General features: G+C 70.5%; 13 protein-coding genes. 7 read left to right on the top strand and 6 right to left on the bottom strand.

Annotated elements, in window-relative coordinates:
- Nucleotides 1-4: 4 nt before the first annotated feature.
- The 4 genes from recD to VNJ48_RS16640 form a co-directional block, all read right to left on the bottom strand.
- Nucleotides 5-1,756: an exodeoxyribonuclease V subunit alpha gene (gene recD / locus VNJ48_RS16655; RefSeq protein WP_325604106.1), complete on the bottom strand. Its 1,752-nt coding sequence runs from the start codon at nucleotides 1,754-1,756 to the stop codon at nucleotides 5-7.
- Nucleotides 1,753-5,112: a UvrD-helicase domain-containing protein gene (locus VNJ48_RS16650; protein ID WP_325604104.1), complete on the bottom strand. Its 3,360-nt coding sequence runs from the start codon at nucleotides 5,110-5,112 to the stop codon at nucleotides 1,753-1,755. The genes recD and VNJ48_RS16650 overlap by 4 nt, the downstream gene beginning before the upstream one ends.
- The gene (recC, locus tag VNJ48_RS16645) at nucleotides 5,112-8,477 is read right to left on the bottom strand and encodes an exodeoxyribonuclease V subunit gamma (RefSeq protein ID WP_325604102.1); all 3,366 of its coding nucleotides are present in this window, start codon (nucleotides 8,475-8,477) and stop codon (nucleotides 5,112-5,114) included. The genes VNJ48_RS16650 and recC overlap by 1 nt, the downstream gene beginning before the upstream one ends.
- A gap of 139 nt (nucleotides 8,478-8,616) precedes the next feature.
- Nucleotides 8,617-8,790: a CsbD family protein gene (locus tag VNJ48_RS16640; protein ID WP_325604100.1), complete on the bottom strand. Its 174-nt coding sequence runs from the start codon at nucleotides 8,788-8,790 to the stop codon at nucleotides 8,617-8,619.
- A gap of 225 nt (nucleotides 8,791-9,015) precedes the next feature.
- On the opposite strand from VNJ48_RS16640, the gene VNJ48_RS16635 reads away from it, so the two are divergent.
- From VNJ48_RS16635 to VNJ48_RS16610, 6 genes are all read left to right on the top strand, one after another.
- Nucleotides 9,016-10,689 carry an ABC transporter substrate-binding protein gene (locus VNJ48_RS16635; RefSeq protein WP_325604098.1) on the top strand — a complete coding sequence of 558 codons (1,674 nt, stop codon included), beginning with the start codon at nucleotides 9,016-9,018 and terminating at the stop codon, nucleotides 10,687-10,689.
- A gap of 94 nt (nucleotides 10,690-10,783) precedes the next feature.
- Entirely contained in the window at nucleotides 10,784-11,794 is a 1,011-nt protein-coding gene (locus VNJ48_RS16630; protein WP_325604096.1) for an ABC transporter permease, read from the top strand.
- 5 nt (nucleotides 11,795-11,799) lie between these two features.
- Nucleotides 11,800-12,747: an ABC transporter permease gene (locus tag VNJ48_RS16625; RefSeq protein ID WP_325604094.1), complete on the top strand. Its 948-nt coding sequence runs from the start codon at nucleotides 11,800-11,802 to the stop codon at nucleotides 12,745-12,747.
- 4 nt (nucleotides 12,748-12,751) lie between these two features.
- Nucleotides 12,752-13,786 (top strand): ABC transporter ATP-binding protein, encoded by a 1,035-nt coding sequence (locus tag VNJ48_RS16620; RefSeq protein ID WP_325604092.1) that lies wholly within the window; start codon nucleotides 12,752-12,754, stop codon nucleotides 13,784-13,786.
- Entirely contained in the window at nucleotides 13,779-14,921 is a 1,143-nt protein-coding gene (locus VNJ48_RS16615) for an oligopeptide/dipeptide ABC transporter ATP-binding protein (RefSeq protein WP_325604090.1), read from the top strand. Before VNJ48_RS16620 ends, VNJ48_RS16615 begins: the two co-directional genes overlap by 8 nt.
- Nucleotides 14,922-15,002: 81 nt before the next feature.
- Nucleotides 15,003-15,497 carry a DUF6328 family protein gene (locus VNJ48_RS16610; RefSeq protein WP_325604088.1) on the top strand — a complete coding sequence of 165 codons (495 nt, stop codon included), beginning with the start codon at nucleotides 15,003-15,005 and terminating at the stop codon, nucleotides 15,495-15,497.
- On the opposite strand, the gene VNJ48_RS16605 is transcribed toward VNJ48_RS16610, so the two are convergent.
- The gene (locus VNJ48_RS16605) at nucleotides 15,485-16,210 is read right to left on the bottom strand and encodes an AAA family ATPase (protein WP_325604086.1); all 726 of its coding nucleotides are present in this window, start codon (nucleotides 16,208-16,210) and stop codon (nucleotides 15,485-15,487) included. The two genes, VNJ48_RS16610 and VNJ48_RS16605, sit on opposite strands and share 13 nt — an antisense overlap.
- A gap of 140 nt (nucleotides 16,211-16,350) precedes the next feature.
- On the opposite strand from VNJ48_RS16605, the gene VNJ48_RS16600 reads away from it, so the two are divergent.
- On the top strand, nucleotides 16,351-21,879 hold the full coding sequence (locus VNJ48_RS16600) for a carboxyl transferase domain-containing protein (RefSeq protein ID WP_325604083.1): 5,529 nt from the start codon (nucleotides 16,351-16,353) through the stop codon (nucleotides 21,877-21,879).
- On the opposite strand, the gene VNJ48_RS16595 is transcribed toward VNJ48_RS16600, so the two are convergent.
- A complete protein-coding gene (locus VNJ48_RS16595) occupies nucleotides 21,876-24,227 on the bottom strand; it encodes a transketolase-like TK C-terminal-containing protein (protein WP_325604080.1) in 2,352 nt (783 codons plus the stop codon). The two genes, VNJ48_RS16600 and VNJ48_RS16595, sit on opposite strands and share 4 nt — an antisense overlap.
- Nucleotides 24,228-24,244 lie beyond the last annotated feature (17 nt).

The raw sequence follows: 24,244 nt of genomic DNA, 5'->3' as shown, positions 1-24,244 counted from the left end.
AGGCTCAGCCGTCGGCCAACCGCGCCCGCAGCCCGCTGGCTCGCAGGGCTTGCCGGCCGATGGCCGCCCGCACCGCTGCTTCGGGCCCGACGATGCGCACCTTGGTGCGGGCACGTGTCACCGCGGTGTAGAACAGCTCGCGGGTGAGGAGACGGGACGTCTCGTCAGGCAGCAGCACGGTCACCACGTCGGCCTGGCTGCCTTGACTCTTGTGGATCGTCATTGCGTGCATGGTCTCGACGTCACCGAGGCGAGATGGCGCCAGGCTCAGCGGACCCTCGCTGGTCGCGATCACGACCCTCCGCCCGGCAGGGGTGTCGACGACCACACCCGTGTCGCCGTTGTAGACGCCGAGGGCGTAGTCGTTGGCGGTGACCAGGACCGGACGCCCGAGGTAGGCGGAGTCGTAGAGGGGATCGCCCGTCTCCTGGGTCAGCCACTGCTCCACGCGCCGGTTCCAGTGCCGGACACCGAAGGGGCCGTCGCGGTGGGCACACAGCAGCCGGTGCCGGTCGAGCGCGGCCAGGGCCTTGGCGGCGTTGCCCGTGGCCGCTGCGTCGCGCACGGCCAGGGCCGAGGGCAGCGCGGTCGCACGTATGGCGGAGGCAGGGTCCTGATCCCGCACCCACTCCACCTCGCTGTGGCCGGCGCTCAGCACGGCGACAACGGCGTCCGCGTCGCCGACCCGCAGCGCCTCCGCGAGCTCACCGATCTCGGCGCCGTAGCGGTGGGCGGTCTTCAGCGCCACGACCGGACTGTCGGCCCGACCCTCGAAGCCGTGCACGATGTCGGCCAGCACTGCGCCGGCATCCACCGAGGACAGCTGGTCGGGGTCGCCGACGAACACCAACCGGGAGTCCGGTCGAACCGCCTCCAACAGGCGCGCCATCATGGTCAGGGAGACCATCGAGGTCTCGTCGACGACCACCACGTCGTGCGGCAGCCTGTTGCCGCGGTGGTGGCGAAACCGGGTCCGGTTGCCCGGACGGGTCCGGAGCAGCCGGTGCAACGTCATCGCGCTCGAACCCGCCAACCGGTCGCGGTCGCGCTCGCTGAAGTCCTTGGCCGAGTCGCGGACGGCTTGCTCGAGCCGGGCCGCTGCCTTGCCGGTGGGAGCTGCCATCGCGATGCGGAGGTGGTGCCCCTGGGCCTCTGCCTGCTCGTGCAGTGCCACCAGCAGCCCGGCCACGGCCGTCGTCTTGCCGGTGCCGGGACCGCCCGTGATCACGGTCGTCCACCGACCGGCCGCGTGGGTGCAGGCGGCGCGCTGCTCGTCGAAGCCGGCGTCGGCGAACACCCGCGCCAGCGAGTCAGCCAGCAGTGACGGGTCGTAGGGAGGCGTCGAAGCGGCGCGGGTCGTCAGGTCCTCGAGGACCTGCGTCTCCTGCTCGTGGTAGCGGTCGAGGTAGAGCAGGCCGTGCTCCCAGTGCAGCACGCCCAGCGCCAGCAGCTGGCTGCGCGCTATCGCCGCCTCCCACCCGGCGGGTGCAGGCCACGGGAGATCGATGTCCGTGAGCAGACTGCCGACCTCTGCGAGCTCGAGACACACCGACCCGTGGCGCACAGCTCGTGACGTGAGGGCGATGGCGAGCAGCACGTCCGGATCCGGCTCGTTTCCGAGCCGGCCGAGGGCGGTGGCGATGTGGATGTCGGCGGCCGTGATGACGCCAGCGGCGTTGAACGCTGCCAGCGTCGGTGGCGCGGTCACGGCAAGGTCGCGGTCGTGCTCGTCGACCGGCTCGAAGAGCTCACTCATCGCACCGCCCCCGATCGCCCGACTGCGCCGTCGAGCAGCGCCGAGAGCGCCTCGACGAGTGCCACCGGCGGCCGCCACGCGAAGACGCCGCACGGTGCGCCCGCAACACGGGGGGTGTCCGGTCCGCACATGCCCCGAAGGTAGAGGTAGAGCACGCCGCCCAGGTGGCTCGCCGGGTCGTAGTCGGGAAGCCGCCAGCGGAGGAACCGGTGCAGCACCACGGTGTAGAGGAGCGCTTGGAGCGGATAGTCGGAGTGGGCCATCGCCTCGTCGAGCATCGCCGGTCGGTAGTCGTGGGCCGTCAATGGCGCATCGAGCGGCCCGAGCCAGTTGGTCTTGTAGTCGACGGTCAGGAAGCGTGGCGACCCCTCGACGTCGACGCGCAGCACCACGTCGATCGAGCCGGTGAGATATCCCAGCAGCGGCTGCCCGGCCAGATCGGGGTCGTGCTCCAGGGTGGACGCGTAGGAGAGGACCGGGTCGCCGCCGGGCAGGTGGCGTCGGAGCAGCGGCGCGAGGTCGCCGAGTGTCACGGGGCTTGCTGGGTATGTCGCGTCGTCACCGCCGGCGAGCGGGAGCTCGAAGTCCAGCTCGCGGAGCCGGTCGGCGAGTCGCAGGTCGAGCAGCGTGCGCTCCCCGGCGAGTGGTCCGAGCGGGCTCGAGCACACCGCGACCAGGGCGTCGGCCAGGACATCGGCGTCGAGCTCGACGGGCCACCAGACCTGTTGCTCGCGGATGTGGGTGAGCAGCTCCGCACGGAAGTCCGGAGAGGCCGGGTCAGCGTGCTCGAGCACCGCGTGGACGAGCGAGCCGAAGGTCGCACCGACCGGGAGTTCGGCCATCGGCGAGGGAACTGAAGCCGTCGCCAGCTCTTCGTCGATCTCACCGCTGCCCACCAGCACGAGGGCGTCACCCTCCTCGGGCCGCTCCTCGGGTTCGGAGAGGGAATCCACGATGCTGGCCTCGGGGTGGGCGTGCCCTGCGGTCGATGCCGCGGACAGCGACGAATAGGACGTACGCCGCCAGGTGGTGTCCACCTCGCGGCTGAAGGTGCGCGCCGCGAGGACGTCGGTGGAGACCGGCAGGGGAGACGGATCGGGCGCGACCAGCTCCGCGAGCTCGCTGACCGGTCCACCGGCGTCCCGCCAAGCGCCGAGGATTTCGGGCAACCGGTCCTCGCTGACGACCGCCTGCTCGTCGGGCACGACGGCGGCGCCGGGCCGACGGCCGAAGAGCATGCGGTGCAACGGGGAGGCCGGGGTGTTGAGGTCTGCGGCGGCGTACCAGACGACGACCTGTGACTGGGCGCGGGTCAGCGCGACGTAGAGCAGACGGAGCGACTCGCCGGCGTCCTCGCGGCGGTGGCGAGACACCGCGTCTCGGTGGAACGCGCTGGGACCGCCGACGTCGCGGCACCGACGACCGGCGTCGTCGTGGAACAGCGGGATGTCCGGGTCCTTGCCGACGTATTTGTCCCAGAGGGTCGGCAGGAAGACGACGGGGTATTGCAGGCCCTTGCTGCCGTGGATCGTCACCAGCTGCACGGCGGCGGCGTCGGAGTCGAGCCGGCGGGTGCGCTCGGAGGCGACCTCGAGCTTCTCGTCGTCCACCTGCTCACGCAGCCAGCCGAGGACCCCGACGATGCCGAGGCGGTCCTCGACGCTGACTCGATGGAGGGCCTCACCGATGTGGCGCAGGTCGGTCAGGGTGCGTTCACCGCCGACCCTGCCCAGCACGCGTGCGGTCAACCCCGCCACGACGGTCACCTCGAGGACAGCGGCGACACCGCGGGTCGTGAAGACGTCGGTCAGGGTCCGCACGCGGTCGGCCAGCCGGTCGGTCAGGTCGTCGCCGCCGGCGTCCAGCTCCGCGGCTGAACAGCCGAAGAACGACGTCAGGGCTGCGGCTCGCACGCGGTCTGATCGATGGGGCTGCTCGAGCGCTTCGAGCAGGACCAGCCACTCGCCGGCAGCGGGAGTGTGGAAGACAGAGCCGCCGGCATTGACCACCGACGGGACGCCCACGGACGCCAGCGCCGCGTGGGCGGCCTCGAGGTCACTGCGCTTCGCGGCCAGGACGGCGATGTCGCCCGGCACCAGCGCCCGGCCCTCGAACGTGGCACCGCTCTGGACGAGCCGCTTGATCTCGTGGGCGGTGTCGGTGACGGCATGCTCGCGCCACAGCGCGACCGGCGGCCTCGACCGGGGACCCTTCCCCAGCTCGGCGCGACGGACGACGCGCAGCCGGAAGGGCTCCCCGGCCCCGACCAGTCGTGAGTGCTGCTCGTGCGCGACGACGGGGTGGACGACGATGCGCGGGTCTCCCAGGGTCGCCCCCTCCAGCAGTGCCTGGACCGACTCGAGCAGGGGCCGGTCCGCACGCCAGTTGACGCCCAGCGTCTGGGTCGTCCCCGCGATCCTGGCCGCCTCCAGATAGGTGACGATGTCGCCGCCGCGAAAGGCATAGATGGCCTGCTTGGGATCACCGATCAGCACCATCGTGGCTGACTCGGCGAAGGCCCGCTGGAAGACCTGCCACTGGACCGGATCGGTGTCCTGGAACTCGTCGATGAGGACGAACTTCCAGCGACGCTGCATGCGCGCGCGAGCCGCGGCGGAGGGGTGTTGGAGCGCGTCGGCAAGCTGGCTCAGCAGGTCGTCGTAGCTCAGCACGCCGAGTCGCCGCTTGCGCCGCTCGACCTCCTCCAGGACGGAGATGGCGAATCGGACGCGCATGGCCGCGGCGGAGTCGGGGTCCTCGGCCAGCACCGCCAGCGGCTCGATGACCGCGCGCGGGTCGCCCACCACGGTGTGCGCCAGCGCAAGTGCCTGGTTGCGGGTCCAGGGCGGCGTCTGCTCGTGGCCGAACCGGGCGAGGTAGAGGTCGTCGACGACCTCGGTCGTGAGCTGCTCGAGATCCTCCACCAGCGTGGCGCCCGAGTCGGTGTCACCGGCCACGCCCAGGCTGCGGAGCACCAGCTGGCAGAACTGGTGGATGGTCGCGATCGTCGCGGCATCGAAGGAGACCAGCGCTGCGGTGACGCGCTCCAACCGCGCCTCGATCGTGGGCTGATCGCCGGCGAGCAGCCAGTCGTGGAGCCGGTTGTCCGGGTCGCCGACGGCCGGGTCGGCCAGCACCTGGACGGCCTCGTCGAGCTGGCTGCGCACGCGCTCGCGCAGCTCCTGGCTCGCCGCTCGGGTGAAGGTCACGACCAGCATCTCTTCCAGGGCGACCTGGCCGGCGGCCACGTGCTTGGTCACCAGGGCAGCGATCGTCCACGTCTTGCCTGTGCCTGCGCTGGCCTCGAGCAGGGTGACGCCGGGCTCGAGGTCGCGGGCGATGTCGAAGGTCTCCATCACAGCCCCCGGATCTGTTCGGTGCCCGGGCTGCCGGCCGAGCCGATCAGCGGACCCCAGAGTCGGGCCGAGTAGTGGCCGAGACGGTGGGGCGCGGTGCCGTCCTCGCCCGGACGCAGCGGCGACGCCAGCAGCTCGTATGCCGCGTGCTCGCCGAAGGCACGGACGTGCCAGACGTCGGCATCCTCCTTGGGGAAGCCTGAGTCGTTGAACCGAGGGGTGACCCACTCGGCTCGCGCCTTCGCGTCAGGGTCGCCGTCGCTGCCCGACTGTGCACGCCGGAACTCCTCGGCCCAGGCGAGCGACGCCCTGATCGGAAGCGGCAGCGGCTCGCGGAGCCCGGCTTCGTGGATGGCGACCAGGTCGCGCAGCCAGGCACGGGCCTCGTGCTGGGCCAGCGGCTTGATCATGGCGACCTGTCCACCGGTGCGGTGCTTGCCGATCGTGTGTGCGGTCCAGTTCTCGTCGGGCCGCCCGGCCGCCAGGGCGAGCGCGTTGATCCAGGCCGCGAGTCGGTGCTTGGCGCCGAGGTTGGAGAAGGACACACCCACGAGGTTGTTGCCGAAGATGTCGCCGATGGTGCCGCTGACCCGGCGGTCCCCGAGGTCGATGTCGACGTCGAGGGTGCGCACGGGACCTGTCTGGAGGCTCCGCGCCGCGAGCACGAGCGGCCTCGCCTTCGTCTTGATGGCCTCCAGCACGCCGTCGCCGAGGGCGCCGGGGGGCAGCTGCCCGCTGACCCGGAGTGCCTCGATGACCGCGGGACCGTCGGCCCCGCCGAGCACCGAGGTGGCGAGGTGGTCTCCGATCGCCCACTGCTCGAGAGCGTCGAGGGTGATCGGGATGTCGTCCTTGATCTCGTCGGCGTCGACAGGCTTGGTGATCCTGAGTCGCCGGCGGAGGAACCCTTGGACAGGGTGGCGGAAGAAGTCCTGGAGGTCGGCCAGAGAGACGTCCGTCGTCGGCGCGGCGACCGGGGTGAGTGCTGCAGGGACCAGCTCCCTGACGACCGTCCGCTCTCCTCGGGCTGCGGTGGCCCCGGCCAGGGCGGAGCGGTCGAAGGTGAAGGGCTGGGCGCCGCGGAGACGACCGGGGACCAGGTTGGCCTCGTCGAACGGCTGCAGTGGGTGCTGGGTCAGCACGTGCTCGCGCACCGGAGCCGAGGCGGTGCGGTCGAGGGCGTCGAGGAGCTCTCCGAGGGGTACGGCGGGTGGCCGCTCCGCCCCGTTGTGCTCGCCGCGTCCGGTGTAGGTGATGACGAGCGTCTCGGTCGTCGCCGCGATGGCGTCGAGCAGCAGCTGGCGGTCTTCCGAGCGAGGGTCTCGATCGCCCGTGCGTGGGCGGCGGGCGAGCACGTCGTCACCGTCGACCGACGAGTGGCGGGGGAAGACCCCGTCGTCGAGTCCGACCAGGCAGACCACGCGGTGCGGCACTGACCGCATCGGCACCATGGTGCAGACCGTCAAGGTGCCGGTGCGGAAGTTGGAGCGGGTCGGCCGGCCGCGCAGTCGCTGTTGGAGAAGGGCCCGGACATCGGACTGTCGCAACACGGTGTCCTGGTCGACCGCGCCTGCCGCGATCCGGGCGAGCTCGCGGTCGAACTGGGCCACCTGCCAGACGTCTGCCGACGGCGTCGCCGTCAGCTGGTGGACTCCTTGGCCCAGCACGCGCGTCCAGTCCAGGACGGTGCGCGCGGCCTCCGCGCCGACCAGGAAGGTGTGGAGGCGGTCGACGAACTCGGCGAAGCGCCCGACCGTCTCGAGGTCGCTGTCACTGACGTCGTCGACGGGGAGCGCGCCGTCCACGTGACGGTGCTCCAGGCCCGACATCGCAGCCCCCAGCAGCACGCGACGCACCCCGGCCGACCACGTGTTGGCGCCCACGGTGCCGAGGCCGAAGGAAGCGCGGTGGTCTGCGTCGTATCCCCAACGGATCCCGGACTCACCGACCCACTGGGCGATCCGCTCGAGCTCGTCGTCGCCGAAGCCGAAACGCCCGCGCACAGGTGCCGAGCCGGCGAGGTCGAGCACCTGCGTGGCGCTGAGGCGACCTCGCACCAGCTCGACGAGCTGCGCCGCCACGGCGAGCAGCGGATTGGTGGCTCCGAGCGAGCGGTCGGCCAACCGCACGCGGAGCCGGTGCGCTGGGTGACCCACCCCGTCGCCGGCGATGTCCGCCAGCCCGAAACCCGCGGAGATGAGGGGGGCGTAGGTCTCGATGTCCGGGCACATCACCAAGATGTCGCGCGGCTCCAGGGTCGGGTCGTCCTGCAGAAGACCGACCAGCACCTCCCGCAGCACGTCGACCTGACGAGCAGAACCGTGACAGGCATGGACCTGCACCGAGGCGTCGCGCCCGGTGCGGTGTCGGGTGATGGCCCGGTCGGGCGCTGCATTGGCCTGGAGGTCGGACTGGAGCCATCCGAGCAGTGTGTCGGCGCGAGCGGGCGCCAGCCCTGCGTGCTCGCTGTCGATGTCACCGAGCATGCGCCGGAGCTCGCGGGAATCGCGGCCCAGCGAGCTGAGGAGGGGATGGCCGACCAGCACGGCGGACCCATCGGCCGACCGAGGCACCGGCCCAACGGCTGCGGTGGGCTCCAGCGCCGTCCACAGTGCCGGCGAGGCCTGGGGCAGCCACAGGTGGACCTCGCGCAGTTCGCCGAGAGCGTCGAGCAGGGAGATCTCGGTCTCCGGCAGTCGCGTGTGGCCGAACAACGAGAGCCGCGGCGGCAGGTCGAGGTCCGCCCCACCGGCGCGCAGGCGCCCCAGCGTGGCAGCGTGGCGCACGTCGGGCGGGTCTGTGCCCATGAGCTCGAGGAGGCGCCGCCAGAGCTCTGCCTGCCAGCGCAGATCTGGTTCGAGCTCGCCTCCGAGACCGTCGCTGACGCGCCCCGACCGCCAGTCGGTGATCAGCGTCGGCCGCTGGGTGGCGTACGAACCGAACAGGCCGGCCAGACGCCTGGCGACGGCGTAGCGCCGGGTCGAGCGGTCGTCGTCGCCGTCCCCGCCGCCGAGGTGCGCCGTGAGGTCGGCGAAGGCCGGCTCGCCCATGACGGAGTCGATCACCTGGAGCACGGGCCAGGCGAGACGTTCGGGGTCCCAGGGGTCGTCGGCGCCCTTGTCGAGCAGCATCGAGACGAGGGAGGACGGGGTCACGAAGTCGACCCCTGCACACACGCCGTCCCCGCTCCGCGCACCCACTCCGAGGCGGTGGGAGAGCCGCTGTGTCAGCCAGCGCTCCACCCCGCGCGCCGGGACGACGACCACCTCACGGGCGAACGGATCGGCCAGTGGCGTCGACAACAGCTCCGCGAGCCCGTCGGCGAGCGCGTCGGTGCGCTCTGCGACGTGGACGTGGACTGTCATGGCGGCAGCCTGCCACCTGGCACGGACACCTTCACGGGACCCACCCGTCCGGGCGACAGGGCGCCAGGACGCCAACGAGGCACCGACTGCTCGAGTCGGTGCCTCGGGTGGGGTTCGCGATCGCTGAGGATCGAGGAGGTCAGTGCTTGAAGGCGTCCTTGACCTTCTCGCCGGCCTGCTTGATGTCGGCCTTGGCCTGGTCGCCCTTGCCCTCGGCCTCGAGACTCTCGTCGTCGGTGGCCTTGCCGGTGCCCTCCTTGACCTTGCCGGTCATGTCCTCGGAGGCATTCTTGATCTTGTCGTCGAGTCCCATCAGGTTCCCTTCGTCGGTGCGCCCCGACCGGGGCGCGCCATTCGAACTTGCCACGCCGGGCCCTGCTGACCAACACCCCTGCGGGTGGATGGTCACAGTCACGCAACGCATCTTGCGGCGCGCGGTGCCGGTGTGACTAGAGTGCCGACGTGGCGTGATCTGAGTCACATCCTCTCGATCGGCCCGTCCTCCGATGGGTCTCGGACCAGAAGTGAGGTTGCATCCATGAGAGCCATCCGGAAAGTTGCATCGGCGGCCGTGGCAGGCGTGCTTGCCCTGACCGTCGCGTCCTGCGCCGAATCGGAGCGCGGTGAGGGTGGCGAAGGCGGCGGCCGTGAGGGTGACGAGTCCACGTTCACCTTCGGCGCGGCTGGTGCGCCGGAGATGTTCGACCCCCTCTACGCCACGGACGGCGAGACGTTCCGCGTGACCCGCCAGATGTTCGACGGGCTGCTCGGGATCGAGGCCGGTAGCGCTGAGGTCGTCCCGGAGCTGGCCACGGAGTGGACCTCCAACGAGGAGGGCACCGAGTGGGCGTTCACGTTGCGCGACGACGTCACCTTCCACGACGGGGAGCCGTTCAACGCCGAAGCGGTGTGCGCCAACTTTGAGCGCATGTTCGACCAGAACGAGGCCGGCCAGGTGGCGGCCGAGTACTGGGGCTACGTCATGGGCGGCTTCGCCAACGATCCCGAGAGCTCGCTCTACGAGAGCTGCGAAGCTACCGACGAGTTCGTGGCAACGGTCAACATCACCCGTGCCACCTCCGGATTCCCGACCATGCTCAGCCTCTCCTCGCTGGCCATGCAGTCGCCGAAGGCGATGACGGACGGCGACGCCAACGGCATCGAGGCGCAGGGCGAGGGCTTCAGCTTCCCTGACTACGCGCAGAACCCGGTCGGCACCGGCCCCTTCAAGTTCGTCGAGTACGACCAGGCCACCGGCGCGATCGAGCTGGAGGCCAACGACGACTTCTGGGGCGAGGCGCCCGCGTCCAGCAGCCTGGTCTTCCGAGTCATCCCGGACGAGAGCACTCGCCGTCAGGAGCTCGAGGCGGGCAGCATCGACGGCTACGACCTGCCCAACCCCGCGGACTGGGCCGGCCTGGAGGATGGCGGCAACCAGGTCGAGGTCCGTGACCCCTTCAACATCTTCTACCTCGGACTCAACCCCGAGACCAACCCGCAGCTGAAGGACCTCAAGGTCCGCCAGGCGCTCTACCACGCGCTGGACCGCGACCAGCTGGTCTCCACCCAGCTGCCTGAGGGAGCCCAGGTCGCTACGCAGTTCATGCCGTCGACCGTCGGCGGCTACAACAGCGAGCTGCAGCCCTACGCCTACGACCCCGAGAAGGCCAGACAGCTCCTGGCGGAGGCCGGCGCCGAGGGCATGACCCTGACGTTCGCCTACCCGACCGAGGTCAGCCGTCCCTACATGCCCGACCCGCAGAAGCTCTACGAGGCCATGCGGACCAACCTCGAGGATGTCGGCATCAAGGTCGACGTGAAGACGGCTTCGTGGAACGGCGGCTATCTCGACAACGTGACCGCCGGCAAGTACGACGCCTACCTGCTTGGTTGGACCGGTGACTACGACGCCGCGTTCAACTTCGTCGGCACGTTCTTCGGCAACCTCAAGGAGAACGACTTCGGGACCGAGGTCATGCCCTGGGGTGAGGCGCTCGCAGACGACCTCCAGGCTGCCGACGCCGTCGTCGACGAGGACGAGCGGGCTGCAGCGTTCGAGGACATCAACCGGCAGATCATGGAGGAATACCTCCCCGGCCTGCCAATCAGCCACTCGCCGCCAGCCCTCGTGGTCGGAGCGGACGTCGAGGGCGTGATCCCGAGCCCGTTGACGGCCGAGGAGTTCGCCAGCGTGAGCGTGGGCGGTCGCTGACGCTTCGTAGTGAGGTCGAGGGGGGCCGTCCGGCACGGACGGTCCCCTTCTCCTCTCCCTCGCCTGCGCCGACACCGTCCCCGGGAGCCTGTCCATGGTCCGCTTCATCGTGCGTCGCCTGTTCCAGATGGCGGTTGTGCTCGTCGTGCTGTCGATCCTGCTCTTCGCCTGGCTCAAGGCACTGCCGGGCGGCCCCGTCTCGGCGATCCTCGGCGAGCGGGCGACCCCTGCGCGCCGGGCCGCGCTCGAGGCAGCGCTGGGCCTCGACCAGCCCGTCCACGTCCAGTACTTCCGGTTCGTGGAGCGCGCGCTCCACGGCAACTTCGGCGCCTCCACCGGCGTGCTGCCGGGCGAGGACGCCTTCCAGGTCTTCCTGATCCGGCTGCCCGCCACGATCGAGCTGTCGTTCTTCGCCATCCTGCTGGCGGTGGCCCTGGGGATCCCACTCGGCTACTTCGCCGCGCGTCGCCACGGGTCGCCGGTCGACTCAGGCGCGGTGATCCTCTCGCTGATCGGGGTGGCGGTGCCGGTGTTCTTCACGGCCTTCCTCCTGAAGTACTACGTGGCAGTGCAGTGGAACCTCCTACCCGTCTCAGGACGTCAGGACGCCAGCCTGGACGCCACGCGGGTCACCGGTTTGTTCGTCCTCGACGGGATCCTCACCCAGGAGTACGACGCCGCATGGGACGCCGTCCTGCACCTGATCCTGCCCACGCTGGCCCTGGCCACCATTCCGTTCGCCATCATCTTCCGGATCACCCGTGCCTCCGTGCTCGACACCCTCGACGCCGACTTCGTCCGGACCGCCGAGGCCAAGGGTCTCTCCACTCGGGTCATCCGCGGTCGCCACGTCCTGCGCAACGCGATGCTCCCCGTGGTCACCACCATCGGCCTGTCGCTGGGCGGGCTGCTGGCCGGTGCCATCCTGACCGAGACCGTCTTCTCCTTCCCAGGCATCGGCGACGCCATCGCCCAGGGCTATCGCAAACGGGACTACGCCGTGCTGCAGGTGCTGATCCTTGCCTCGGCGGCGATCTACGTCGTCATCAACCTGCTGGTCGACATCGCCTACGCGATCATCGACCCCCGGATCAGGACGAGGTGAGCGGCATGGGTGTCGACGCGTACGCCGACCGGCGCAAGGACCGCATCGACGCGCTGGCGGCGAGGTCGGTCGACGACTCCCCCGGGGTGTCCTTGATCGCGAGCGCCTGGCGGCGTCTGCGCCGCAACCCGGTGTTCCTGCTGGGGTTAGCCATCACCGTGTCGTTCGTGGTGCTGGCCGTCGTCTCTCCGTGGTTGGCGCCCTACGACCCGGCTGCCAACCCGCTCATCGACCAGGTCCGCCCCCAGTCCAACCCGATCCCAGGCCCCGAGCCCGGCTTCCCGCTGGGTGCCGACGACCGCGGTCGTGACCTGCTGTCCCGCCTCCTGGTCGGCAGTCGGCAGACGCTGATCGTCGGGGTCCTGGCCACCGTCTTCGGCCTGATCGGCGGACTGGTGCTGGGGACACTCGCCGGGGCGCTCGGCGGTTGGGTCGACTCCGTGGTGATGCGGCTGGTGGACGTGATGCTCTCGATCCCGTCCCTGCTGCTGGCCTTCACCATCGGGGCGCTCGCGGCCCGTCCGAGTCAGTGGACGCTGATCGTCGCGATCGCCACGATCCAGGTGCCCGTCTTCGCGCGGCTGTTGCGCGGGACGATGCTCGCCCAGCGCCACAGTGACCACGTGTTGGCCGCCCGGGCGCTCGGAGTCAAGCCGCAGGCGATCGTCTTCCGGCACATGTTGCCCAACGCCATGGGGCCGGTCATCGTGCAGGCGACCCTGGTGCTGGCGGTGGCGATCATCGACGCGGCGGCCCTGTCGTTCCTGGGCCTCGGCAACCCCGATGACCGCCAGCCTGAGTGGGGCCAGATGCTCGGCGCGTCGCAGCAGTACATCTACGACCACCCGCACCTCGCGATCTACCCAGCCCTGTGCATCATCGTCGTCGCCCTCGGCTTCACGTTGATGGGGGAGTCCCTGCGCGAGGCCCTCGACCCGAAGTCCCGGAGATGAGCCGATGAGTGCCACGCTGAGCCTGCGTGACCAGGCGAGCCCGACGAGCGGTCCCCTGCTGTCCGTCCAGGACCTGCAGGTGACGTTCACCCGGCAGGGCGAAGAGTCCTTCCATGCCGTCGACGGGGTCTCCTTCGACGTACACCCCGGGCAGACGGTCGGCCTCGTCGGTGAGTCGGGCTGCGGCAAGTCCGTCACGTCGCTGGCGATCATGGGGCTGCTGCCGAAGCGGGGGAACCGCGTCGAGGGGGTGGCGACCTACGACGGGGTCGACCTTCTCAGCCTTCCCTCCAAGCAGATGCGCGACCGGCGCGGCCGCGACATCGCGATGATCTTCCAGGATCCGCTGTCCTCGCTGAACCCCGTGGTGCCCATCGGCGTGCAGGTCACCGAGGTGATGGAGCGGCACCGTGGCCTGAGCCGCAAGGAGGCGATGCCGAAGGCGCAGGAGCTGCTCGAGCGGGTCGGCATCCCCGACCCGAAGGCCCGGTTGAAGAACTACCCGCACCAGCTCAGTGGCGGGATGCGTCAGCGGGCGTTGATCGCCATGTCGCTGGCGTGCTCACCCCGTCTGTTGATCGCCGACGAGCCGACCACCGCGCTCGACGTCACGATCCAGGCCCAGATCCTGGCGCTGCTCAAGGAGCTGGTGGTGGACACCGGCACCGCATTGATCATGATCACCCACGATCTCGGCGTCGTCGCGGGACTGTGCGACGAGGTCAACGTCCTCTATGCCGGCCGCATCGTCGAGCGGGGTGATCGCCACGGTCTGTTCGGTCAACCACGTCACCCCTACACCCACGGTCTGCTCAGCTCCATCCCACGCCTCGACGCCCCGCGTGGCGAGCAGCTCAACCCGATCCCGGGCTCGGTCACGGACAACCTGCCGTGGACCTCGGCGTGCGCGTTCGCACCGCGCTGCCCCCACGCGCTCGAGCTGTGTCGCGAGGTGACTCCCGTGTGGGAGCTGGAGCCGGGGGGCCGTGGGTTGCGGTGCCACAACCCGATGGAGCCCGAGGAGGTCGGCCATGAGTGACGACACTGCGCAGTCCGAGGACCTGCTCGTCGACGTACGCGGCCTCAAGGTGCACTTCCCGATCAAGGCCGGCGTGGTCTTCGACCGGACCGTCGGCCACGTCTATGCCGTCGACGGGGTCGACCTCCAGATCTTCCGTGGTGAGACGTACGGGCTCGTGGGGGAGTCGGGCTGTGGCAAGTCCACCTTGGGCCGAGCGATCCTCAACCTCGAGACGCCCACCGAGGGCTCCGTCCACTTCGACGGGGTGGACGTCGCCAGCCTCAAGGGAGAGACGCTGCGGCGCCAGCGCCAGCACATGCAGATGGTCTTCCAGGACCCGATGTCGAGCCTCGACCCGCGCCAGTCGGTGGAATCGTTGCTGATCGAGGGGATGCGTGCCCACGGTCTGGACAAGGACAAGGCGAGCACGCAGGCCCGGCTTCGAGAGCTGCTCGCGTCGGTGGGTTTGCCGTCCACTGCGCTGTCGAAGTATCCGCACGAGTTCTCCGGCGGCCAGCGTCAGCGGATCGGGATCGCCCGGGCCCTGACGGTGGGCCCGACGTTCATCGTGGCGGACGAGCCGGTGAGCGCCCTCGACGTCTCGGTCCAGGCGCAGGTGCTCAACCTGCTCGAGGAGCTCCAGGGCGAGCTCGGTCTCACCTATCTCGTCGTCGCGCACGACCTCGCTGTCGTACGCCACATCAGCGACCGGATCGGTGTGATGTACCTCGGTGGCATCGTCGAGGAGTCGGAGGCGGGGGAGCTCTACGACCTCCCGCTGCACCCCTACACGCGTGCTCTCATGTCGGCCGTCCCCGTCCCCGACCCGGTGGTCGAGGACAGCCGCGAGCAGCTCCTGCTGACGGGCGACCTGCCGTCGCCGTCCGACCCCCCGAGCGGTTGCCGGTTCCACACCCGCTGTCCGTGGCGCCAACCGACCCGTTGCGACGACGAGCGCCCGGTGCTCCGGGCCCTCGAGGTCACCGGGATCACCCCCGGGCACCGCGTCGCGTGCCACTGGGTCAAGGAGATCGCAGCGGGCGAGCTCCAGCCGCATGCGGTGGCTGCGGAGCTGGTCGAGGCCGCCGACACCACCACCCCCGCGGACGACGCCTCACCCTTCGGTCCGGCCTCCGTGGCCGAGCTCGGCTGAGGGAGCAGCCCGGCCGGGTCACTGCTCCACCTCCCAACGGATGGGTCCGGGGCGACCGCGCACACCAGTACGCTCTCGCAGATGACCGAGACCGCGAACGACAACAAGGACACCAGGAGCGAGACGCTCGACGAGCGAGCGGACCGCAACTGGTCCGACCTGATGCAGGAGCTCCGGGTCAGCCAGACCGGCGTGCAACTCCTGGCCGCCTTCCTCGTGACGCTGCCCTTCCAGGCGCGGTTCGCCCAGCTCGACACCTTCCAGCAGCGGTGGTACCTCGGCCTGCTCGCCCTCGCCTTCCTGACCGTCGGCGTCACCCTCTCGCCGGTGGCCATCCACCGCCACCTCTTCCAGGGCGGAGCGAAGCCGGACGTCGTCCGGGCTGCGCACGTGATGACAGGTCTCGCGCTGGGCCTCATCGCCCTGCTGCTGGCGGGCATCGCCTTCCTGGTCGTCGACGTCGTCGTCAGCCGCGAGGTGGCCGCAGTCGGCGGCGGCATGACGTTGCTGATCGGGCTCGTCCTGCTGGTCGGGATCCCGCGGATGGTGGCGCAGAACGCCGATCAGAGCACGTGACGCAGGTAGCGCATCGGGTCCTCGAGGTAGGCGCGCCAGTGTCCGACGACGTCGAGGTCGTCGTACGCCGTCTGGCGCAGTCCCCACGGCCCCACCTCCAGCAGGTGCGCTCCGGGGAGTGCCGCCAGCAGCGGTGAGTGCGTCGCGCACAGCACCTGGCCGCCCGCCGCGGCGATCTCGGCCATGGTGCTGACCAAGGCGACCTGCGCGGAGAACGACAGCCCGGACTCCGGCTCGTCGAGGCAGTAGAAGCCCGGTGAGTCGAATCGGGTGCTCAGCAGGGCGAGGAACGACTCGCCGTGGCTCAGCGCGTGGAAGTCGGGACCGGCGCCGCCCGGGTTGTCCTCGAGATAGCTGTAGAAGCCGTGCATCGTCTCGGCACGCAGGAAGAACCCCCACTTCCGCACGCCCGGTGAGCGCTCGAGCTGCAGCCATTCGTGCAGGTCGGACTCGGTACGCCGCGTGGAGTGCCGCGCATGGATCGAGCCACCCTCGGGGGAGAGACCGAAGGCCATCGCGATCGCCTCCACCAGGGTGGACTTGCCGCTGCCGTTCTCGCCCAGCAGGAGGGTCACGCCGGCGGGTAGCTCGAGGCCGTTCGTCAGCACCTGCGCGACCGCCGGGATCGTGAGCGGCCACGTGCCGGCCGGCGCCGGCGCATCGGTCGCTGCGACCACGCGGCGTACGGGCCGCCGGTCCCAGCGTGCTTCCACGACGACGACCCTACGGTCCGGCCGCGCCTACGACGACCGCCCCAAGGTGTCCTGGGTCACGTGGGGCAGTAGCCTCGCCGACAACACAGTTCTTGCGACGTCGGTTGCAAGGGCGAGTCGTCGAGTGGGAGGGCAAACGGGTGTTCTCGCGGATTGCGATCGTGAACCGCGGCGAGGCCGCGATGAGGTTGATCCACGGCGTGCGCGAGCTCAACGCCGAGGGCGGCGCGCCGATCCGGACGATCGCGCTCTACACCGACGAGGAACGCACCTCCATGTTCGCGCGCGAGGCGGACGAGACCCATCCCCTCGGACCGGCCGCGGGGCGTCCCTACATCGACCTGGCCGTGCTCGAACGAGCACTGCTGGCCTGCCGCGCGGATGCGGTCTGGGTGGGATGGGGCTTCGTCGCCGAGGACCCGGCGTTCGCCGACCTGTGCGCTCGTCTGGGTGTGACCTTCATCGGCCCCAGCGCCGAGGCGATGCGTCGGCTCGGCGACAAGATCGGCTCGAAGCTGCTCGCCGAGGAGGTCGGCGTGCCCGTCGCCCCCTGGAGCAGAGGTGGCGTGGACACGCTCGAGGCTGCCCTCGCCTCGGCTGCCGAGATCGGCTATCCGCTCATGCTCAAGGCGACCGCAGGTGGAGGCGGTCGGGGCATCCGCAAGGTCGACTCGCCTGCCGAGCTCGAGGACGCCTACCAACGCACCCGCGACGAGGCCGAGCGCGCCTTCGGCAGCGGTGTGGTGTTCCTGGAGCGCCTTGTCACCGGTGCCCGACACGTGGAGGTCCAGCTGATCGCCGACAGTCATGGGACGGCCTGGGCCCTCGGCGTACGCGACTGCACCGTCCAGCGTCGCAACCAGAAGGTGATCGAGGAGTCCGCCTCACCGCTGCTCGACTCCGACCAGACCGACGAGGTCAAGGCCTCGGCCGAACGACTCGCCCTTGCGGTCGGATACGTCGGAGCCGGGACCGTGGAGTTCCTCTACCACCCCGGCGAGCGCACGTTCGCCTTCCTCGAGGTCAACACCCGGCTCCAGGTGGAGCACCCGATCACGGAGCTGACCACCGACGTCGACCTCGTCAAGGCACAGATCCACGTCGCCGCCGGGGGACGTCTCGAGGGCCCGAAGCCGGCCGAGAAGGGGCACGCGATCGAGGCGCGTCTCAATGCGGAGGACCCGGACCGTGACTTCGCACCGTCGCCCGGCCGCATCGCGCTGCTCGAGCTGCCCTCGGGACCCGGCATCCGCGTCGACACCGGGATGGGGGAGGGCGACACGATTCCCTCCGACTTCGACTCGATGATCGCCAAGATCATCGCCTACGGCCGCACCCGCGACGAGGCACTGGCCCGGCTCCGCCGGGCGATGTCCGAGACGACCGTGGTGATCGAGGGCGGCGCCACCAACAAGAGCTTCATCCTCGATCTCCTCAACCAGTCCGAGGTCATCGACGGGAAGGCGGGCTGGGCCGACACCAGCTGGATCGACCGGGTCCGCGACGAGGGACGACTCGTCGTGCACGAGCACTCCGGCATCGCCCTGGTCGCCGCCGGGATCGAGGCCTACGAGGACGAGGCACAGGTCGAGATCACCCGACTGCTCTCCAGTGCGCGCGGTGGTCGTCCGCAGGTGCAGCACAAGGTCGGCCGGGCGGTCGACTTCAAGCTTCGCGGCACGACCTACAAGGTCACGGTGCTGCAGATCGGCAGCCAACGGTTCCGGGTCGGTGTCGAGGCGGGCGGAGTCGAGCACGACGTGGTCGCCGAGGTCGAGCGGCTGGACGAGTTCCACACGCGCCTGACCGTCGGCGGCGAGCTCTACCGGCTGGTGACGGCGACCCACGGTCCCGTGCACATGATCGAGGTCAACGGTGTCGCCCACCGGGTCGCCGGCGATGACGGCGGCGTGCTGCGTTCGCCCGCCCCCGCGTTGGTCGTGGCCTCGCCCGTCGCCATGGGCGACCTCGTCGCGGCCGGTGCTCCCGTGCTGGTGCTGGAGAGCATGAAGATGGAGACGGTGGTGCGCGCGCCGTTCGCCGCCCGGGTCCGCGAGCTGCTCGTGACGACCGGCAGCCAGGTCGAGACCGGCGCACCGCTGGTGCGCCTCGAGCCGGTCGACGACGGTCCCGGCGTCGAGCAGGCAGCCTCCGACGCGACGGCCCCGGCGCTCGACCTGCCGGCACCCGCCGAAGCCGTCTCAGCGCAGGAGCGTGCTGCACGGGCCCGCGCGGACGTCTCCGCGATCCTGATGGGCTACGACGTCGACCCGAGCGACGAGAGCGACCGCATCCTTGGCTACCTGACGGCGCGCGACGAGCTCGTCGCAGCCGGTGGCGACGTGGTGAGCGACGAGATCCGACTGCTGGGGATCTTCGCCGACCTGGCCGAGCTCAGTCGCAACCGACCGGTCGGCGAGGACCTCCACACCGAGCTCCGGGTGCACAGCTCGAAGGAGCACTTCCACGCGTTCCTGCAGACCCTGGACGTGGAGCGCGGCGGTCTGACCGACCAGTTCCGCGAGCGGCTCGCGCGGGTGCTGGCGCACTACGGCGTGACCGAGACCGACCGGACGCCACAGTTGGAGGAGGCGGTGTTCCGCATCTTCCTGGCGCAGCAGCGTTCGACCCCCGACGTCTTGCTGGCCACCGAGGTGTTGCAGCGCTGGATCGCCGAGCCCCCACCGACCGAGGAGCTCGCTGGCCCCGCCCGCAACCTTCTCGAGCGATTGGTCAGGTCCACCCAGCTGCGGTTCCCGGTCGTCGGTGACCTCGCACGCAGCACCCGCTTCCGGTGGTTCGACCAGCCCCTGGTCGACGCTGAGCGGTCCAGCGTGCTGGCGGGCGTCCGCGATGAAGTCGCTGCCCTTGCGGCCGACAAGGACGCCCCGCACCGCACCCAGCGCATGGAGGCGTTGGCAGCGATCCCCGAGCAGATCGTCAGGTTCCTGGCTGAGCGCCTCGAGGACGGCGTGCCGCTGGAGGAGCCGATGCTCGAGGTGCTGGTCAGGCGCCACTACCGCGAGCACGATCTGCGCAGTCTGGCGTCGACGACCCGGGCGGACCGGACCTTCGTGGTGGCCGACTACACGCTCGACGACCGACCCACCCGCCTGATCTCAACCTTGTCCACGATGGCCGAGCTCACCGCTCCCGGCAGCGCGCTGACGGCAGCGGTCGGCGACGAGGTGGCGGCACGCGACTCCCGCGCCGACGCCGTGGTCGACCTCTACGTCCACTGGCCCGAGGCTCCCGAGGCCCCCGACGATGCCGCGCAGGAGCTGGCCCGCATCGTCGAGGCCCTGCCCTTCGCTGCTGACGTGCGGCGGATCGCCGTCGCGGTCTGCCCCGGCGGGGGTCGCCCCGTCACCTACTTCACCTATCGTCCGCTCGCCGACGGCGGTGTCACCGAGGACGACCTGGTCCGTGGGGTGCACCCGATGGTCGGGCGCCGGCTCGACCTGTGGCGGCTGCGCAACTTCGTCGTCCACCGCATCGAGGCCCCCGAGGACGTGCTGCTCTATGAGTGCGTCGCGCGGGAGAACCCCGCCGACCGGCGACTGGTGGCGCTCGCGCAGGTGCGGCAGATGGCGGTCGTGCGCGACGAGCAGGGCCGGGTCACAGCCATGCCCCATGCCGAGCGAGCGGTGGAGAACTGCCTCGAGGCGATCCGACGGGCGCGTACGTCTCGTGGTGCCGCCGGCAGCAAGCTCGACTCCAACCACGTGTGGGTCCAGGTCTGGCCCGACGTCGAGGCCGACCCGGAGCAGCTGATCGCGCTCCAGGGCAAGATCACCCCTCTCACCGACGGTGCCGGGATCGCCGAGGTGGTGGCACAGGGCCGGGTGGTCAACTCCGACGGCAGCAGGACGCCCCTGGCCATCAGGTTCCACGCCCGACCGGGCGCCGGCGTGACGGCGTCGCTGGAGGCGCCGCCGACCGAGCCGCTCCAGCCCCTGAACGAATACGACGGCAACGTCGTGCGTGCCCGTCGTCGGGGGCTCGTCTACCCCTACGAGCTCGTCGACGTCCTCACCGGCCCCGACGGAGGCTTCGTCGAGCACGACCTGGACGACACCGGCACCCTCGCGCCCGTCACCCGCCCGCCCGGGCTCAACAAGGCGGGCATCCTGGCCGCCGTCGTGACGACGCCCACCGCCCTCCACCCGGAGGGGGTGACCCGGGTCGTGCTGTGTGGCGACCCGACCAAGGCGCTCGGCGCCGTGTCGGAGCCGGAGTGCTCACGGATCATCGCTGCCATCGACCTCGCCGAGCGCATGCAGGTGCCCGTCGAGTGGTTCGCCCTCTCCGCCGGCGCCCGCATCTCGATGGACTCCGGGACCGAGAACATGGACTGGGTCGCGGCCGCCCTGAAGCGGATCATCGAGTTCACCCAGGCCGGCGGCGAGATCAACGTCGTGGTGGCGGGCATCAACGTGGGAGCGCAGCCCTACTGGAACGCCGAGGCCACGATGCTGATGCACACCAAGGGCATCCTGGTGATGACGCCGGACAGTGCGATGGTCCTGACCGGCAAGCAGTCACTCGACTTCTCCGGAGGCGTGTCCGCCGAGGACAACTTCGGCATCGGTGGGTACGACCGCGTCATGGGACCCAACGGGCAGGCGCAGTACTGGGCGCCCGACCTGGCCAGCGCGTTCGACGTGCTGATGGCGCACTACGACCACACCTACGTCGTGCCCGGCGAGACCCGACCGCGCCGGGCCGCGTCCACGGACCCGACGGATCGCGACATCTCGCCATACCCCCACGAGTCTGCCGACAGCGACTTCACGACGGTCGGCGAGATCTTCTCCGCCGACTCCAACCCGGACCGCAAGAAGGCCTTCGACATCCGCACCGTGATGCGAGCCCTGGCCGACCAGGACCACGTGAGCCTGGAGCGCTGGGCAGGTATGGCCGACGCGGACACCGCCGTCGTCCAGGACGCCCACCTGGGCGGCTATCCCGTGTGCCTGCTCGGGATCGAGTCGCGGCCGGTCCCACGGCGCGGCTTCCCGCCCACGGACGGGCCCGACATCTACACCGCCGGTACGCTCTTCCCGCGGTCGTCGAAGAAGGCGGCCCGGGCGATCAACTCCGCCAGCGGCAACCGGCCACTGGTCGTGCTGGCCAACCTGTCCGGGTTCGACGGCTCACCTGACTCGATGCGCAACCTGCAGCTCGAGTACGGCGCCGAGATCGGCCGTGCGATCGTCAACTTCGACGGGCCGATCGTCTTCTGCGTGATCTCGCGCTACCACGGTGGCGCGTTCGTGGTGTTCTCCAAGGCGTTGAACCCCCACATGACCGTGCTGGCCCTCGAGGGGTCGTTCGCGTCCGTCATCGGTGGCGCGCCCGCCGCGGCGGTCGTCTTCGCGGGAGAGGTCGAGAAGCGGACGTCCGCGGACTCCCGCATCGGCGCGATCGAGCGCCGGATCACCGACGCCGGACCGGATCGCACCCACCTCGTCGTGGAGCTCGCCGAGCTCAGGGCAGCAGTGCGGTCGGAGAAGATCAGCGAGGTCGCCGCGGAGTTCGACGGGGTGCACGACATCCACCGCGCCGTCCGCGTGGGCTCGGTGGACGAGGTGATCTCGGTGGCGCGGCTGAGGCCCCGGGTGATCGAGGCGATCGAGCGAGGACTCGAGGGGTCCGGACCGGTCTAGCGACCCAGCAGGCTCAGCGCGGCATCGGCGATCGATCCGGTGTCGATGCGGTGCAGCCGGTAGGCATCGTCGAGGTCGGAGGACTGCCCGAACTCCGTGACGCCCAGGCAGCGGATGCGGTCCCCGCGCGCGCCGGCGAGGAACGCCAGGGTGTGGGGATGGCCGTCCAGCACGGTCACCAGCGGCGCCGGGTGCTGCGTCGGGAACAGCTCGTCGAGGATGCTGCCGCCCTCACCGATGTCGCGCCGTCCGCGTTGCTGGAAGGACCGGAAGACGAGGTCCGGGCTGGTCAGGCACACCACGCCGGCGTTGACCCCGGTGGTGGCGAGCACCTCCGCCGCGGCGATGGTCTCCGGCATGATGGCGCCCACCCCGACCAGGGTGACGCCCTCCTCGGCGGCCCGATGTCCCGGGGGGATGCGGTAGCCGCCCGCCACCGCCTGCTGTCGCCTGCGCTCGACCAGGGCAGGCTCGGTCGGGACCTGGGACAGCGCGGGATCGATCGGTCGGGTGCTGAGCCGGAAGTATGCCGACGTCCCGCCGTCGACTCCGACGCGGCCCATCGCGTGCAGGAAGCACCACTCGAGGTCCTGCGCGAAGGCGGGTTCCCACGCAACGCAGCCGGGCTGCTCCAGCCCGATCGACGGGGTGGTGATCGACTGGTGTGCGCCGCCCTCGGGCGCGAGCGTGACACCCGACGGTGTGCCGACGAGGATCGACTGACCGCCGGCATAGATCCCGTAGGACCAGGGTTCCAGGGCGCGGGAGACGAACGGGTCGTAGAGCGTGGCGATCGGGATCAGCCGCTCGCCCCATCGCGACCAGGTCGCCCCGAGCTCGCCGAGCAGCGAGACCAGGTTGACCTCGGCGATCCCGAGCTCGATGTGCTGGCCGTTGCTGACCTCGTGCCAGCGCAGCACGCGCTCGGCGTCGTCGGCGAACCAGTCGCGCCGCTCCTCGACCGACCACACGCCGGTCTTGTTGATCCAGCCGCCGAGATTGGTCGAGGAGGCGACGTCCGGGCTGCAGGTGACCACGCGCGCTCCCACCTCGGGCGCGTCGCGCACCAGGTCCGCGAGGAACCGGCCAAAGGTCGCCTGGGTCGAGACGGGCTTGCGGTGGGGATGCCCGAGGGACACCGGGACCTGCAACGCGGTCGACGGGGTGACCGGATCGCGACGCAGGTCCGCAGCGCGACGCTCGCACAGCTGGCCGGCGCCCGTCCCGGGGTCGAAGAGCTGCCAGGGCGACGCGGGATCCATCCCCGACGACTCCGCCAGGGCGTCCATCTGTGCCGGGGTGAGCAGGGCCGAGTGGTTGTTCGGGTGCCCTTCGGTGGGCAGCCCACGTCCCTTGACGGTGTAGGCGAACACGATGGTGGGCCGCGCCTGGTCCACGCTGCTGAAGGTGTCGACGAGCAACCCGAGGTCATGACCGCCCAGGTCGCGCACCGCCGCGGCCAGCTCTGCGGACGGCAGCGAGGACAGCAGGGTGCGCAGCTCGTCGGTGCCGCCGCCGGCCAGGATCCGCTCGGCCACCTCGGCGGAGTCGACCCGGAGCATGCGCTGGTATTCCTCGTTCGGCATCTGCTCCAGGCGCTGACGCAGCTCACCGCCACCGGTGCGCTCGAAGATCTCGGAGATCAGCCGCCCCCACTTCAGGACGATGACCTGCCAGCCCGCGGCCGCGAACATGCCCTGCAGCCGCGCGATCTGGATGTCGGGCACCACGCGGTCCAGGGACTGGCGGTTGAGGTCCACGACCCACAGCAGCTCGCCCAGCTTGGCGACTGCTGGGTCGGCAACTGCCTCCCAGATCGCCCCTTCGTCGAGCTCCGCATCGCCGAGGAGGCTGATGAACCTCCCCGCCGGCGGTGCGTCGGTGAACTGCGAGGCGACGTAGCGGTGGGACATCGCTGCCCACAGGGCTGCCGTCGCGCCGATGCCCACGGAGCCGGTGGAGAAGTCCACGGTGTCGGGGTCCTTGAGCCGCGAAGGGTAGGACTGCAGCCCGCCCTTGGACCGCAGGGTGGGCAGGTAGGACTCGTCGAGGTCGCCGAGCAGGTAGTTGATGGCGTGCAGCACCGGCGAGGCGTGCGGCTTGACCGAGACGCGGTCGAGGCTGGTCAGCTCCGCGAACCACAGCGCGACCATGATGTCGACCATCGAGGCACTGGAGGCCTGGTGGCCACCGGCCTTGACCCCGCTGACGTTCGGCCGTCCGGCGTTGGCAGCGTCCACGATCGCGGCGGAGAGCCACAGCACCCGCCGGGCGATCTGTCGGAGCACCTCGGCGTCGTACGACGCTCCTGTGGTCGGGTCGGACTCCAGGTCGGTCGTGGCGCTCATCCGCGTCCTTTGGTCGA

The sequence above is a fragment of the Nocardioides sp. genome (assembly GCF_035576065.1).
Taxonomy (GTDB): Bacteria; Actinomycetota; Actinomycetes; order Propionibacteriales; family Nocardioidaceae; genus Nocardioides.
This window is presented reverse-complemented; position numbering and strand designations above follow the sequence as displayed.